This is a genomic window from Beijerinckia sp. 28-YEA-48, from assembly GCF_900104955.1.
Classification (GTDB): Bacteria; Pseudomonadota; Alphaproteobacteria; order Rhizobiales; family Beijerinckiaceae; genus Terripilifer.
Genome location: NZ_FNSI01000001.1, coordinates 711,121 through 725,533, shown reverse-complemented (window position 1 = coordinate 725,533; position 14,413 = coordinate 711,121). Strand labels below are relative to the sequence as shown.

General features: G+C 61.1%; 14 protein-coding genes. 3 read left to right on the top strand and 11 right to left on the bottom strand.

Going from position 1 to position 14,413, the window contains the following annotated elements; translation table 11 throughout:
- Window positions 1–106 precede the first annotated feature (106 nt).
- From rpoB to BLW50_RS03345, 8 genes are all read right to left on the bottom strand, one after another.
- Window positions 107–4,264: a DNA-directed RNA polymerase subunit beta gene (rpoB, locus tag BLW50_RS03380; RefSeq protein WP_090697380.1), complete on the bottom strand. Its 4,158-nt coding sequence runs from the start codon at window positions 4,262–4,264 to the stop codon at window positions 107–109.
- 253 nt (window positions 4,265–4,517) lie between these two features.
- Window positions 4,518–4,892: a 50S ribosomal protein L7/L12 gene (rplL, locus tag BLW50_RS03375; RefSeq protein ID WP_090697378.1), complete on the bottom strand. Its 375-nt coding sequence runs from the start codon at window positions 4,890–4,892 to the stop codon at window positions 4,518–4,520.
- A gap of 59 nt (window positions 4,893–4,951) precedes the next feature.
- Window positions 4,952–5,467 (bottom strand): 50S ribosomal protein L10, encoded by a 516-nt coding sequence (gene rplJ / locus BLW50_RS03370; protein WP_090697375.1) that lies wholly within the window; start codon window positions 5,465–5,467, stop codon window positions 4,952–4,954.
- A gap of 525 nt (window positions 5,468–5,992) precedes the next feature.
- The gene (gene rplA, locus BLW50_RS03365; RefSeq protein ID WP_090697371.1) at window positions 5,993–6,703 is read right to left on the bottom strand and encodes a 50S ribosomal protein L1; all 711 of its coding nucleotides are present in this window, start codon (window positions 6,701–6,703) and stop codon (window positions 5,993–5,995) included.
- Between the two features lie 4 nt (window positions 6,704–6,707).
- Window positions 6,708–7,154: a 50S ribosomal protein L11 gene (gene rplK / locus BLW50_RS03360; RefSeq protein WP_090697367.1), complete on the bottom strand. Its 447-nt coding sequence runs from the start codon at window positions 7,152–7,154 to the stop codon at window positions 6,708–6,710.
- A 130-nt stretch (window positions 7,155–7,284) separates the two neighbouring features.
- Window positions 7,285–7,815, bottom strand: coding sequence for a transcription termination/antitermination protein NusG (gene nusG / locus BLW50_RS03355; protein WP_090697363.1), 531 nt, complete (start codon window positions 7,813–7,815; stop codon window positions 7,285–7,287).
- 14 nt (window positions 7,816–7,829) lie between these two features.
- The gene (secE, locus tag BLW50_RS03350) at window positions 7,830–8,021 is read right to left on the bottom strand and encodes a preprotein translocase subunit SecE (RefSeq protein WP_090697360.1); all 192 of its coding nucleotides are present in this window, start codon (window positions 8,019–8,021) and stop codon (window positions 7,830–7,832) included.
- Window positions 8,022–8,199: 178 nt separating this feature from the next.
- Window positions 8,200–8,589, bottom strand: coding sequence for a hypothetical protein (locus BLW50_RS03345; RefSeq protein WP_090697357.1), 390 nt, complete (start codon window positions 8,587–8,589; stop codon window positions 8,200–8,202).
- 224 nt (window positions 8,590–8,813) lie between these two features.
- On the opposite strand from BLW50_RS03345, the gene BLW50_RS03340 reads away from it, so the two are divergent.
- Entirely contained in the window at window positions 8,814–9,596 is a 783-nt protein-coding gene (locus tag BLW50_RS03340; RefSeq protein ID WP_090697353.1) for a class II aldolase/adducin family protein, read from the top strand.
- A gap of 7 nt (window positions 9,597–9,603) precedes the next feature.
- Window positions 9,604–10,578, top strand: coding sequence for a ketopantoate reductase family protein (locus BLW50_RS03335; protein WP_170849966.1), 975 nt, complete (start codon window positions 9,604–9,606; stop codon window positions 10,576–10,578).
- Between the two features lie 269 nt (window positions 10,579–10,847).
- Here the strand turns inward: BLW50_RS03335 and BLW50_RS03330 are convergent, their stop codons facing one another.
- Together BLW50_RS03330 and BLW50_RS03325 are read right to left on the bottom strand one after the other, a co-directional pair.
- Window positions 10,848–12,413, bottom strand: coding sequence for a cation:proton antiporter (locus BLW50_RS03330; RefSeq protein WP_090697346.1), 1,566 nt, complete (start codon window positions 12,411–12,413; stop codon window positions 10,848–10,850).
- A 102-nt stretch (window positions 12,414–12,515) separates the two neighbouring features.
- Complete coding sequence (locus BLW50_RS03325; protein WP_090697343.1) at window positions 12,516–12,944, bottom strand: hypothetical protein; 429 nt, start codon at window positions 12,942–12,944, stop codon at window positions 12,516–12,518.
- A gap of 568 nt (window positions 12,945–13,512) precedes the next feature.
- Between BLW50_RS03325 and BLW50_RS03320 the strand changes: the two genes are divergently transcribed.
- A complete protein-coding gene (locus tag BLW50_RS03320) occupies window positions 13,513–13,755 on the top strand; it encodes a hypothetical protein (protein ID WP_090697340.1) in 243 nt (80 codons plus the stop codon).
- 89 nt (window positions 13,756–13,844) lie between these two features.
- On the opposite strand, the gene BLW50_RS03315 is transcribed toward BLW50_RS03320, so the two are convergent.
- On the bottom strand, window positions 13,845–14,255 hold the full coding sequence (locus BLW50_RS03315; RefSeq protein WP_210186026.1) for a hypothetical protein: 411 nt from the start codon (window positions 14,253–14,255) through the stop codon (window positions 13,845–13,847).
- Window positions 14,256–14,413 lie beyond the last annotated feature (158 nt).

Sequence of the window (14,413 nt, the reverse complement as noted above, 5' to 3'; positions counted from 1 at the left end):
CCTGTCTCCTGACTTGCGACCAGCCATGATCTCTTTGATCTCCTGGCGACCGCAGCATATTGCGTCGTGAAAGGTGGCGGCCAAGGCCGCCACCGGTACGGGTTCGTTATTCCGCGGCTTCCGCCGTCGAACCCTCGATCTTTTTGGTCACAGCCAGCTCCACGTTGAGGCCGAGCGAGCGCATTTCCTTGACGAGCACGTTGAAGCTCTCCGGGATGCCGCTCTCGAACGCGTCATCACCGCGCACGATCGCCTCGTAGACCTTGGTGCGGCCGGCAACGTCATCGGACTTCACCGTCAACATTTCCTGCAAGGTGTAAGCCGCGCCGTAAGCTTCGAGCGCCCACACCTCCATCTCACCGAAGCGCTGGCCGCCGAACTGCGCCTTACCACCCAGCGGCTGCTGCGTGACGAGCGAGTACGGGCCGATCGAGCGCGCATGGATCTTGTCGTCGACAAGATGATGCAGCTTCAGCATGTAGATGTAGCCAACCGTCACCTGACGATCGAAAGGCTCACCGCTGCGGCCGTCGAACAGGGTCACCTGCCCCGACGAAGCCAAACCGGCCTGGCCGAGCATCTCGACGATATCCTTCTCGCGCGCACCGTCGAAGACGGGCGTTGCGATCGGAACACCACGACGCAGGTTCTGGCCGAGCTCGACCAGCGACTTGTCATCGAGCGACTTGACGGTCTCGTCCTTGCCGTAGATCTCCGTGAGCTTGTCACGCAGCGGCCTGACGTTGCCATCCTTAAGATAGGCATTCACCGTGTCGCCGACTTGCTTACCGAGACCGGCGCAAGCCCAACCCAGATGGGTTTCGAGAATCTGACCGACGTTCATGCGGCTCGGCACGCCGAGCGGATTGAGCACGATGTCGACAGCGGTACCATCGGGCAGGAACGGCATGTCCTCGGTCGGAACGATCTTGGACACGACACCCTTGTTGCCGTGACGGCCGGCCATCTTGTCGCCCGGCTGGATCTTGCGCTTCACAGCGACGAAGACCTTGACCATCTTCATCACGCCCGGCGGCAGTTCGTCGCCACGTTGCAGCTTCTCGACCTTGTCGAGGAAGCGGCTTTCCAGCCCCTTCTTCGCTTCGTCGTACTGCTTACGCATTGCTTCGATCTCGCTCATCACGTGATCGTCTTCGACGGCAAACGTCCACCACTGGGAGCGCGGATACTCCTCGAAGATCTCGCGCGTCAGCACGGTTTCCTTCTTGAAGCCCTTCGGACCGCTGATCGCCTTCTTGTCGTTCAGCATTTCCGAGAGACGCCCGTAGACGTTACGGTCAAGGATCGCCTGTTCGTCGTCGCGATCCTTGGCGAGACGCTCGATTTCCTCACGCTCGATCGCCTGAGCGCGCTCGTCCTTATCGACGCCATGTCGATTGAACACGCGCACCTCAACGATCGTGCCCTGCACGCCCGGCGGCACCCGCAGCGAGGTGTCGCGCACGTCCGAAGCCTTCTCGCCGAAGATGGCGCGCAGAAGCTTCTCTTCCGGCGTCATCGGGCTTTCACCCTTCGGCGTGATCTTACCGCAGAGGATGTCGCCCGCCTGAACTTCGGCGCCGATGTAGACAATGCCGGCTTCGTCGAGGTTCTTCAGCGCTTCTTCCGAAACGTTCGGAATGTCGCGGGTGATTTCCTCGGGACCAAGCTTGGTGTCACGAGCCATGACTTCGAATTCGTCAATGTGGATCGACGTGAACACGTCGTCCTTGACGATCCGCTCGTTGAGCAGGATCGAATCTTCGAAGTTGTAGCCATTCCACGGCATGAACGCGACGAGCACGTTGCGGCCAAGGGCCAAATCGCCGAGATCGGTCGACGGACCGTCAGCGATGATGTCGCCCTTGCGCACGAAGTCGCCAACCTTCACCAACGGCTTCTGGTTGATACAGGTCGACTGGTTCGAACGCTGGAACTTCATCAGCCGGTAGATGTCGACGCCCGGACGAGCCGAGTCGAGATCTTCCGTGGCACGAATAACGATACGCGTCGCATCGATCTGATCGATGACACCCGTCCGGCGTGCCGCGATCGCGGCGCCGGAATCGCGCGCCACGACAGCTTCCATGCCCGTGCCGACCAGCGGCGCGTCGGTACGCACCAACGGCACGGCCTGACGCTGCATGTTCGAGCCCATGAGCGCGCGGTTGGCGTCGTCGTTCTCAAGGAACGGGATCAGCGCCGCGGCGACCGAAACGAGCTGCTTCGGCGAGACGTCCATGTAGTCGACGCGATCGCGCGGCACCATGATGACATCGCCCGCATGACGGCAAACGATGAGATCTTCGGTCAGCTGGTTCTTGCTGTCCATGACGACGTTGGCCTGCGCCACGTAATGCTTCTGCTCTTCCATCGCCGACAGGTAAGCGACTTCTTCGCTCACCTGACCGTCGTGCACCTTGCGATAAGGCGCCTCGATGAAGCCGTACTTGTTGACGCGAGCGAAGGTCGCCAGCGAGTTGATCAGACCGATGTTCGGGCCTTCCGGCGTTTCAATCGGGCAGATACGGCCGTAATGCGTCGGATGCACGTCGCGCACTTCGAAGCCAGCGCGCTCGCGGGTAAGACCGCCCGGGCCAAGCGCCGAAAGGCGACGCTTGTGGGTGATCTCAGACAGCGGGTTCGTCTGATCCATGAACTGCGACAGCTGCGAGGAACCGAAGAACTCACGCACGGCGGCAGCCGCCGGCTTGGCGTTGATCAGGTCCTGCGGCATCACCGTGTCGATATCGATCGACGACATGCGCTCCTTGATGGCGCGCTCCATGCGGAGCAAGCCGAGGCGATACTGATTTTCCATCAGTTCGCCGACCGAGCGCACGCGGCGGTTGCCGAGATGGTCGATGTCATCGATCTCGCCGCGACCGTCACGCAGGTCGACGAGCGCGCGCACGACGGCGATGATGTCGTCCTTACGCAGGATGCGCACCGTGTCCTCGGCATCGAGGTCCATGCGCATGTTCATCTTGACGCGACCGACGGCCGACAGGTCGTAACGCTCGGAGTCGAAGAACAGCGAGTGGAACATCGCTTCCGCCGATTCGATCGTCGGCGGCTCGCCCGGACGCATCACGCGATAGATGTCGAACAGCGCTTCTTCGCGGTTCGAATTCTTGTCGACCGCGAGCGTGTTGCGGATGTAGGGACCGATGTTGATGTGATCGATGTCGAGCAGCACCAACTCGCTACCGGCATGCTCGATGAGCAGCGGAAGCGTCTTGGCGGTGATCTCATCGCCCGCTTCGGCAAAAATCTCACCGGTGCTCGGGTCGTAGATGTCTTCGGCGAGATACTGGCCGAACAGATCTTCGTCCTGCTGGCGCAGCGCCTTCACGCCCTTCTCGGCGAGCTGGCGTGCGGAGCGCACGGTGATCTTCTTGCCGGCTTCGATAACGACTTCGCCGGTGTCCGCGTCGATCAGATCGACCGTCGCCTTCACGCCCTTCATGCGCTCGGCATCGTAGGGCACGCGCCAGTAATGCTCTTTGGTTTTCTTGTCGGTGATACGGGTGTAGTTCACCTTCTTGTAGAAGGTGTTCAGCACTTCCTCGCCGTCCATGCCGAGCGCGAACAGAAGCGACGTCACCGGAATCTTACGGCGACGGTCGATACGCGCATAGACGATGTCCTTGGCGTCGAATTCGATATCGAGCCAGGAACCGCGATAGGGAATGATGCGCGCGGCAAACAGCAGCTTGCCGGACGAATGGGTCTTGCCCTTGTCGTGATCGAAGAACACGCCAGGCGAACGATGCATCTGCGAGACGATAACGCGCTCGGTGCCGTTGACGATGAACGTACCGTTCAAGGTCATGAACGGCATGTCGCCCATGTAAACGTCCTGCTCCTTGATGTCGCGGACGGAACGGGCGTTGGTATCGGGATCGACGTCGAACACGATCAGACGCAGCTTGACCTTCAGCGGCGCCGCAAAGGTCATGCCGCGCTGACGGCACTCGTCAACGTCATATTTCGGCGCCTCGAATTCGTAGCGCACGAACTCCAGAAGGGCCGTCTGCGAAAAATCCGAAATCGGGAAGACCGATTTGAACACAGCCTGCAAACCCTCATCGCCACGGCCACCCTGCGGCTCGTCCACCATGAGGAATTGATCATAGGAAGCCTTTTGGACTTCGATCAGGTTCGGCATTTCCGCTACTTCGCGGATGTGCCCGAAAAACTTGCGGATACGCTTGCGGCCAGTGAAGGATTGCTGAGTTGCTTGAGCCGACGCTTGAGCCATATCGCTCCTCGTACCTCGTCTGTTGGCAGCCTGGGAGAGGCCGCGCACATCCCGCATGCCAGATGCACACGGCTGGGGTTGGACCCCGGGAATCACCGCGGTGAAGCGGTCTTTTAGCTCCGGATACGCCGGGAATAAGGCGTTTTCCAGAAAGGATTAACGGCCCCGGCGGCAAAGCCCCGGGACCGTCGACGTTCAGAGGAGACCGCGCGAGGTAAGCCTTGCGGCAAAACCTTTGGCGATCCCCGTCGAATTACTTGAGCTCGACCTTGGCGCCAGCCTTTTCAAGCTGAGCCTTGAGCTTGGCAGCGTCGTCCTTGCTGACGCCTTCCTTGACGGGCTTCGGAGCGCCTTCGACGAGGTCCTTGGCTTCCTTGAGGCCCAGACCGGTGATGGCGCGGACTTCCTTAATGACTTCGATCTTCTTGTCGCCGGCCGAAGCCAGGACAACGGTGAACTCAGTCTGCTCTTCAGCAGCGGCGGCGGCAGCGCCGGCCGGAGCCGCAGCAACGGCCACAGCCGCAGCAGCCGAAACGCCCCACTTCTCTTCGAGCATCTTGGCGAGTTCAGCCGCCTCGAGGACGGTCAAGCTCGACAGGTCATCGACGATCTTTTCGAGATTTGCCATAATATTTCAGTTCCTTGACTAGATTGGTTCAAACCATTGATGAATAGGCGATGGCCTCGTTAGGCCGCGTCTCGTTTGGCATAAGCCCCGAATACGCGCGCCAGCTTGGCAGCAGGCGCGGTGGAGAGCTGAGCGATCTTCGTCGCGGGCGCATTGATGAGCCCAACGATCTTGGCGCGCAGTTCATCCAGGGACGGCATGGTCGCAAGCGACTTCACACCATCCGGGTTCAGGGCGGTCGTTCCCATAGCGCCGCCGAGGATTACGAGCTTGTCGAAATCCTTAGCAAAAGCCACGGCGACCTTTGGCGCCGCCACCGGATCTTCCGAATAGGCGATCAGGGTCGGCCCCTTGAGCAGGGGCGCGATGGAGGCGACGTCAGTGCCATCGAGGGCGATCTTGGCGAGGCGGTTCTTGGCGACCTGCACCGAGGCTCCAGCTGCACGCATCCGCTTACGCAGATCCTGAAGCTGGGCGACGGTCAGGCCGGAGTAGTGCGCCACGACCACGACGGAAGTCTTCTTGAAGACACCGCCGAGTTCCGCGACGAGCTCTCTCTTACCCGCTCTGTCCACTCTGCACTCTCCGGTTGGCGGGGCGAACCCCGCCGGTTGCATGAACCGAACGACCCGCAATGGATCAATCCGGCATCCGATGCCTGTCCCCGGAGCGATGGTCTCGCCACCGGACAGAAGGTTCGAACCAAATCACATCGACTGCAGCAAAGCCGCAGCCCAAAAATCCGGTCTTCCCCGTCTATGCAGGCCTCACCGTTCTCCGGAAAAATCCGGGGAAACCGTCGTGAAATTAAGCAGCTAGGTAAACCTCGCCGCGCCGGCAGTCTCGGACAGGACATGGCCGAACATGATACCTGGCTTATCGCCTGATATCCGCCGGCCTATCCACCGCGCGCACGAACCTGTCCTTTGGAAAGGCGCGAACGCACGGAAGCTGAATCTGAAAAGGGGCCGCAAATCGCGATCGGCCCCGGATTGCCTATCTAGACCTATTCCGACGCCTCCACAAGGGGGTGGCGCCGGAAAAGATGCGAGATCGAACAATGGGTCAAAAAATGCGTTTCCGGGGAAACGCATCTTGCCTTAGGCGCCGACGGTGCCCTGGGTCACGACGGTGGTCGGATCGACCTTCACGCCCGGGCCCTGAGTCGAGGACACTGCGACACGCTGGATATAGGTGCCCTTGGCACCTGCCGGCTTGGCGCGAGCGACCGCATCGACGAAGGCCTTGACGTTCTCGGACAGCTTTTCAGCGCCGAACGAGACCTTGCCGACCGTGCCCTGCACGATGCCGGCCTTCTCGACACGGAACTCAACAGCGCCGCCCTTCGAGGCCTTGACGGCCGCGGCCACATCCATGGTCACCGTGCCGACGCGCGGGTTCGGCATCAGGCCGCGCGGGCCCAGCACCTTACCGAGACGACCGACCAGGCCCATCATGTCCGGGGTGGCTATGCAACGATCGAAATCGATCGTGCCGCCGTTGACGATGGTGACCAGTTCTTCGGCACCAACGATGTCGGCACCCGCCGCCTTGGCTTCGTCAGCCTTGGCGCCACGGGCGAACACCGCCACGCGCACGGTACGGCCCGTGCCATTCGGCAGATTGACGACGCCACGAACCATCTGGTCCGCATGCTTCGGATCAACGCCGAGGTTCATCGCGATTTCGACGGTTTCGTCGAACTTGGCGGCGGCCCGGTCCTTAACCAGCTTGATCGCCTCGTCGAGGGGATAGAGCTTGACGCGATCGATACCGTCGCGCGCCTTCTTGATGCGCTTTCCATCAGCCATCGTCTTACTCCACCACCTGCAGGCCCATGGCCCGCGCCGAACCTTCGATCATCGACATCGCCGATTCGATCGTGTGACAGTTGAGGTCAACGATCTTCTTCTCGGCGATTTCGCGCACCTGGGCCTTCGTCACCTGACCGACGAAACCACGGCCCGGGGTCTTGGAACCGGAAGCCGGCTTCTTGCCCATCTTCAGATTCGCCGCCTTCTTGAGGAAGAAGGTGACCGGCGGCTGCCGCATTTCGAAGGTGAACGAACGATCCTGGTAGGCGGTGATGACGACCGGAATCGGCGTCCCCTTCTCCAGCTGCGCGGTCTTTGCGTTAAAGGCCTTGCAGAACTCCATGATGTTCAGGCCGCGCTGACCCAGCGCGGGGCCGATCGGCGGCGACGGATTGGCCGCCCCGGCCGGCACCTGAAGCTTCACGTAACCCGCGATCTTCTTTGCCATAATAGTCTCCACACAATGTCGTCACGGCACGGCCGTGCGACGGTTGAAGTCCGTGGTCCGACATGATCTCCCGGATGGCCTCCAGGCATGTCCGCCACGTCTGCCCTGCCCGACTGGGCAGGGTTTCCGCTCAGGTCTTTTCGACCTGCGCGAATTCCAATTCGACCGGCGTTGCACGGCCAAAGATCGACACGGCGACCTTGACCCGCGAGCGGCCCTCGTCGACTTCCTCGACAATGCCGTTGAAGGAGGCGAACGGACCGTCCGCCACCCGCACGGTTTCGCCGACTTCGAAGGAAATCGACGGTTTCGGGTGTTCGACACCCTCTTGAACCTGCCCCTTGATCCGATCGGCCTCAAGGTCCGAAATCGGCATCGGCTTGTTGTCGGCGCCCAAGAAGCCCGTCACCTTCGGCGTGTTCTTGATCAGATGGAACACGTTGTCGGTCAGGTCACACTTCACCAGAACGTAGCCGGGGAAGAACTTGCGCTCGGCGTTGACCTTGCGGCCCCGACGCACTTCCACGACGTTCTCGGTCGGAACCAGAATTTCCTCGAATTTATCCGCGAGACCGCGCTGAGCGGCAAATTCGCGGATGGATTCAGCGACCTTCTTCTCGAAGTTCGAATAGGCGTGAACGATATACCAACGCATAGGCATGGGTTAAATCCAGCTCACTTGCCGAGAGAGAGAATGAAGGCCAGAATCAGACGGATGCTCTGATCCACGGCGACGAAAAACAAACTCGACGCGACCACCAGCAAGAGCACGAGGCCGGTCGTAATCAGCGTTTCCCGGCGCGTCGGCCACGTGACCTTGGACGCTTCCGAGCGGACCTGCTGAAGAAATTCAAACGGATTGGCCATTGCTTATCTCTGCTGCCGGAAGCCTTTACGCCAGTGCTGACGCGCCGACTCCCGAAAATGATCGCGGCGCGGGACCGGGAGGTCGCGCGCCACAACGGAGGGCTTATAGCGGCACTTACGGACGACGCCAAGCCTTTTCTGAACGCCTTTTCTGAGCGCCAGAATCGACACTCCCGGATCAATGCCGGTCGGACGCGGTCCAGACCTCCTGCCCGGTCACGTCGTCCCCCAGGGTTGACCAGATGCCGCTGCGAATCTGGTCGTTATCGATCTGAAACACGGCGATTCCCGGTCGTCCGGCCGGCCTCCCCGGCACGATCGACTGAAAAACCACCGAAAACACATTATCGATCACCACGCCGGTCCCGATCTGGCGCAACTGGCCGATCCGCCAGATCACCGCGAAGGTTTGCCCGGTCTGCTTGATCTGCGCCTCGCCGGAATAGCTGCTGCCCTCGGAAGGGTTTTTGCCTTCCACCCGATACGTGCCCTCGATGGCGCCGGCGCGAACCGGCATGGCAGCCATAAGCACGGCCGCGGCAACGGCGGCGATTCTGGGCAGCGTCATCTCGCGACCTCGCTCGTGTCTGGGCAGGCAGCACATGACTCACCTGCCAACCGCCCCTCCACAACATCATGTGGTCCCTACACCCAAGCATGCAACATGCCGACAGGCCGCCATCCCCTGCCTTTCATCACGTTTGCGAGACGCAAGGAGAGATTGACCTCAGGCGGTCATCGAAATCAGCGCGCAAATGTGAAACTATGAGCAGACAGATCGACGGAGGGCGCATGGCTGGGCATGAGATCAGTATTGATTATGGCGAGACACGACTGAAAGGCGTGAGCCGCGAGGAATGGGTCGCGCGCGTTCAGCTCGCAGCTTGCTATCGCATTTTCGCTCATCTCGGCTGGACCGAGCTGATCTACAACCACATCACCTTGCGCGTGCCGGGCCCCGAGCGGCATTTCCTCATCAACCCGTTCGGCCTGCACTATTCCGAGGTCCGGGCGTCGAACCTCATCAAGATCGATCTCGACGGCAACAAGCTCTCCGACTCGAATTATCCGATCAATCCGGCCGGCCTTGCCCCGCATTCGACCATCCATCGCCATATCGATACGGCGCATTGCGTCATGCACACGCACACGACCACCGGCTCGGCCGTTGCCTGCCTCCAAGATGGCCTGTCGATGACCAATTTTTACGCAGCCCAACTCAACGGCCGCGTCGCCTACCACGATTTCGAGGGCATTACGGTCAATGCCGACGAGGGGCCGCGCATGCTGGCGAGCCTCGACGGCAAGCCCGTCCTGATCCTACGCAATCACGGCCTTCTGGCCTGGGGCGAAACCTTGCCGCAAGCCTTCTCCTATCTGTGGACCGTACAGCGCGCCTGCGACATCCAGGTCGCCGCGCAAGCGTTGGGACCGTTGCTTCCGATCCCAAACAACGTCCTCGAACAATGCGCACGGGTCTCCCTACAGTTCGATGCCGCCTATGGCGCCGGCGTCGATGTTTTCAATGCGCTCGTGCGCCAGATCGACAAAGTCGATCACAGCTACCGTCAATAGGCCCACCATGAAGATCATGATTGTCGGCGCTGGCGCCATCGGTGGCTGGCTGGGCGCTGTTCTGGCGCGCGGCGGCGCCGATGTCTCGCTGCTGGCGCGCGGCGCCACCCTCGACGCGGTGCGGCGGCAAGGCCTGACGTTGCGCGAGGGCGAGGCGACCTCAACCTATCAACTGGCGGCCGCCGCCAATCCGACAGAACTGCCGACGCCAGACCTCATCCTCTTCAGCGTCAAAACCCATGCGCTGGCCGAGGCCGCGCGCAGCGTCACCCCCGTCCTGGCCAAAGGGCCAGCGATCATGACCGCGATGAACGGCCTGCCCTGGTGGTTTCTCGACGGCGGCCCATTGGCGGGCGATCCGTTGCGCAGCATCGATCCCGATGACGCCATCGCCACGGCCTTCGCCCCGTGCCACCCCATCGGCGCCGTCGTGCATGCCTCGACCCGTGTCGAGAGCCCGGGCGTGATCCGTGCAGTCAAAATCGATCGGCTCATCATCGGCGATGCCACACGCCAGACCTCGGACCTCACGCGCACCTTCGCGGCCATCGTCGAACGTGGCGGCGCCCCCTGTCCGATCACCAGCGATATCCGCGCTGAGATCTGGATGAAGCTCGCCGGCAATTCCAACACCAATCCGCTGAGCGCCCTGACGCGTCTGTCGGCGACGCCGCTGCTGGAAACACCGGTCCTGCGCGAGCTCCTGCTGGCGATGATGGCCGAGTTCGAAGCCGTTGGCCGTCGCCTTGGCATGACCGCGCAGATGCCTGCCGCCGAGCGCCTCATCATCACCGCCAGGCTCGGCAATTTTCGCACCTCCATGCTCGAAGATGCGGACGCTGGCCGGCGGCTTGAGATCGACGGCCTCCTCGGCTGCATCGTCGAGATCGCCGATCGGCTCGGCGAGCCCGTGCCTGTGAGCCGGACGGTCTATGCGCTCGGCAAGGGTCTCGATCTGTCGGCGGCACTGACTGCTCGTTAGAGCGTCACGCCGCAGACACCTCGATAAAGAATAACGGCATAATTCCGCCGCCCTCCTTTCGTATCTTTGGACACGGTTTCACTGCGGCAAGCGTCGTGGGCCGGCATGGGAGAAAGGCTCTTGGATCGGACGGACTATCGAAAGCCGAGCTATTAGGGAGCAACCGCTGGCGAGGGGCCCATGATCGCGTTCAGAGGGGGGGCTCGCGAGATTCTGAGGAACAACCCCATGCAAGGGCAAATCAAAGGAACTTTCCCGCCTCTCACGTTTTAAGTTGCTCTAGCTCTGCCGGCGCTCATCTCGGCCCAGTCGAACTCCTCTTCGAGGATGTGATAGGCGTCGTCGCCGATCACGCCTTGACGGCGCAGCGCAATAGCGCGTTCGCGCGCCGCCGCGATTGCCTCACGACGCAAAGGTCCGCCAGGTCTCTCACCGGAGGCGTCGAAATTGGTCTCGTTCAACTCAATAGCGGCATTGTATTCCTTGCGCAGGATCGCTCCATGCATCGTCTTGTCGCCCTCGATCGTGCGTAGAGCCGCCTGATAGGCCTGCGTCCGCGCCAGCGTGACTTCGCGGCCGACAGGGTCGTCGTCGGTGAGGCCGAGCCAGCGGATCAACGGCTTCAACGTCAGCCCCTGGATCACCAGCGTGCCAAGCACCACACCGAAAGCCGTCAGCAAAATCAGATCGCGATAAGGAAACGGTGCGCCACCGGGCAAGGTCTCGGGGATCGCGAAAGCCGCCGCCAGGGTGACGATGCCGCGCATGCCGGCCCAGGAGATGGCGATGCCACCGCCCAAGGTCGGCTCCGCCATCGGCCGGCGCGGATGAAAGCCACGGCGGGCGATGCGCATGCGAATGAGCTTGTTGTAGCTCATCACCCAGGCGAAGCGAACGAGAACGGTGACAAGTAGAACAGTCGCGGCTGTCACCACATATTCAAAACGCAGATCCGCCGACAACCGCTCCCAGATCGGCCGCAACTGCATGCCGATGAGGACGAAGGCGAAAGCATTGAGAATGAAGACCACCGTTTCCCAAACAGCGTAGACCGGCACGCGCTGTCGCGCCGGCATGCGCACACCACCGATCCGCGCGATCGTCATCGCATAGACGACGATGGTCAGAATGCCGGAGAGACCGATTCTTTCGGCGAAAATCCAAATGCCGAAAGTCGCCACGAATTGAACGATCAACGCCGTCGGGACATCTTCGATCCGGCTCGTCAACGGGCGAAAGACGACAGCGCAGAGAAAGCCGCCGGCGACGCTGCCTAACAGCGTCAGCAGCAGAACAGGCGTGAAACTGTTGGCCGACAGTCCGCCGGCAACGACAGCCATCAGAGCCAGCTTGTAAATCAGAAGGGCGCTTGCATCGTTGAGCAGGCTTTCGCCTTCAAGAATTTTCAACAGCCGATGCGGCAGGTTGACCTGGCGCATGATCGCCGCAGCTGCCGCCGCATCGGGCGGCGCGACGATGGCGCCCAAGGCGATCGCCACGGGCCACGACATGCCAGGCGTCAACCAACGCACGGTGACGGCGACAATGACCGTCGTCAGAACCACCGCCATGAGCACGAGTCCGGCGACTGGCAGCCAATTGTCACGCAGATCGCGCAGCGACGTATCGAAAGCAGCATCAACCAGCACCGGCGCCACGAACAGCGCCAGCGCCAGGTGCGGATCAAGCGTCCATTGCGGACTGTTGGGCACAAAGGCGATCAGGACACCGCCGATGGCGAGGAATGTCGGATAAGGCGCGCCCAGTCGGCGCGCCAACATGGTCAGCAGCGCCGCGCCAAGCAGCAGGATGATGATCCACTCAAAAATTTCCATGCGCCGGCACAATCCTTCTCCCCGCCATGAGATATGGCGGGCACGACGACTCTGTGTCGATCATGCCAGATGAGAAGGATTTCAGCGATGCCGCTGGCGAGGTCAGTTCAAGACGCAGAAGCCGCCTGCGAGTTGCGCAGGCGGACATTGGAAACCCGCCTTCTGCGGGCGCGGCACAAGCGCCGATTGCTCGCGCGAAGAGGCACTTCGCGCCGCCTCGGCGGCGGCGGCCTTGAACCATTCCGGTGTCGCCTGCTGGCGTGCTTCAGGCGCCCGCCAATCCTGTGACTGCAGCCCGCGGCGCTGATCAGACGGCGCGGCCGAGGCCCGGCTGGACCCCATGACCGGCACAATGATCAACCCACCGGACGAACCCGACGCACGCGGCTGGACAGGCTGCGGCAAAGCTTGCGGCTTGGGCGCCGGCGCGGAGGCCCGCGGTCCACCGAACCGGATTCGCCCACCTTTCGCCTCAGCGACGGTGGCAGACACAAGGGCGGCGGCAGCGGCAAGCAAGATCAGCGTTTTCATTCAGAAACTCCGTCGTCGCTGGACCATGCCCCAGGACCCGTCAACACCGCGAAATCGAAATCACTAAAATTGTTGGCTTTCGCGCCACGATGGAGGCTCAGCGGGCTGGTGTTAAATCCACGCCCCCGCGCCGAACCGACCGGCCCCACAGGTTCGTTTGCCCCGACTGGACACACATTCGCCAAGAAGACCATAGTTCAAGAGGCATGCAATCATGGGGCGCTTGGCTATTTTGATTCTCGACCGCCCAGTCCCAAAACCCCACCGAGATTTTGAGTACGCGTGGTCTTAGTGCAAGAAACATTGATGTTCGTGTGCACAAGCATCGGCATATTGGGCCTGCTTGTGACCTTTTTCTTTGTTCTATTTGTCAGTTGTCGCGGACTCATTCGGCGCGTCCGAGGGGACGAGCGCGACTAAAGCAAATTGCGTTTCGAGAGAAATACCATTTGCCTGAAACCTCGGCAGGCACAGCCATACATTCAGCCTGCCGTCAGCGAAGCGACATCGTGTTGCCCTAGTGGTCCTCTAAAGAATCGCTGTGCGGGCAAGTCAATTGAGGTTCTCGATGAAAGTTTTCGCTCCGGCCGCGATGTCCCTTCTTTTGAGCGCTGTACAACCCGCATCCGCCCAGTGGGCACCAGAACAAGGCGACGGATTCTCCGCTGGATACTTCTGGGCACTGCGCAATCACGTTACCGAAGGCTACCGTTGCGACAGCTTCGACGACGCCTTCCGCGCTGGCTGTAATGCCTACACGCAAAACTTCACCAGCGAAGACGATGAAGATGACGACGGCGACGAAGATTAGAGCATCGTAGAACGATGTGCGATTGCCGTGAAGAGGTGCGGTTCGCGTGACAAAAGCACCCTTCAAAAACGCAAGAACTCCGCCCCGCTCTACCGGGCAGACGCATCGACCTTGCATCTGACGGGGCCGTTGTAGAGCTGCAACTGATTGCCTCCCATATCGACCATGATCTGGCCGTCATAGGTGCTCTTGGCTTTGTTGAGCTGAGCTGAAACCACGATCCTAACGCGGGAAGGCTCGCCCTCATCCATAGCCACCAACAAGAGACTTCCGTCGCGCAAGCTAAATCGTGTAACCTTCGCCGGATAATCAAATTCGATATTCGGCACGTCGCCAAGTTTCGCAGGAACGTCGAACTGCAAATCCGGCGCCTTCAAATAGGGACACGTCACGACCTTGTGAAGCGGGGCCGCCGCGAGACCGTTTTCGAAAACCTCCGGCAACCAAGCCAGGCAAACCCCAACAAAGACCAGCTTTGCGAGAATGCGTTTTCCGCCCATGACCGTGGCCCTTTTTGATCAAGGAGCTTTGTGAAAGCTCGGCGATGGCGGCCCTACTTTAACCCGCAGGGCGCGTTCTGTCGCCAAACAGACTGACACTCGAACGGCGACGTCCGCGCGTTGCAACAACCAGCGAGCGCAACAAGCTGGACATGGTG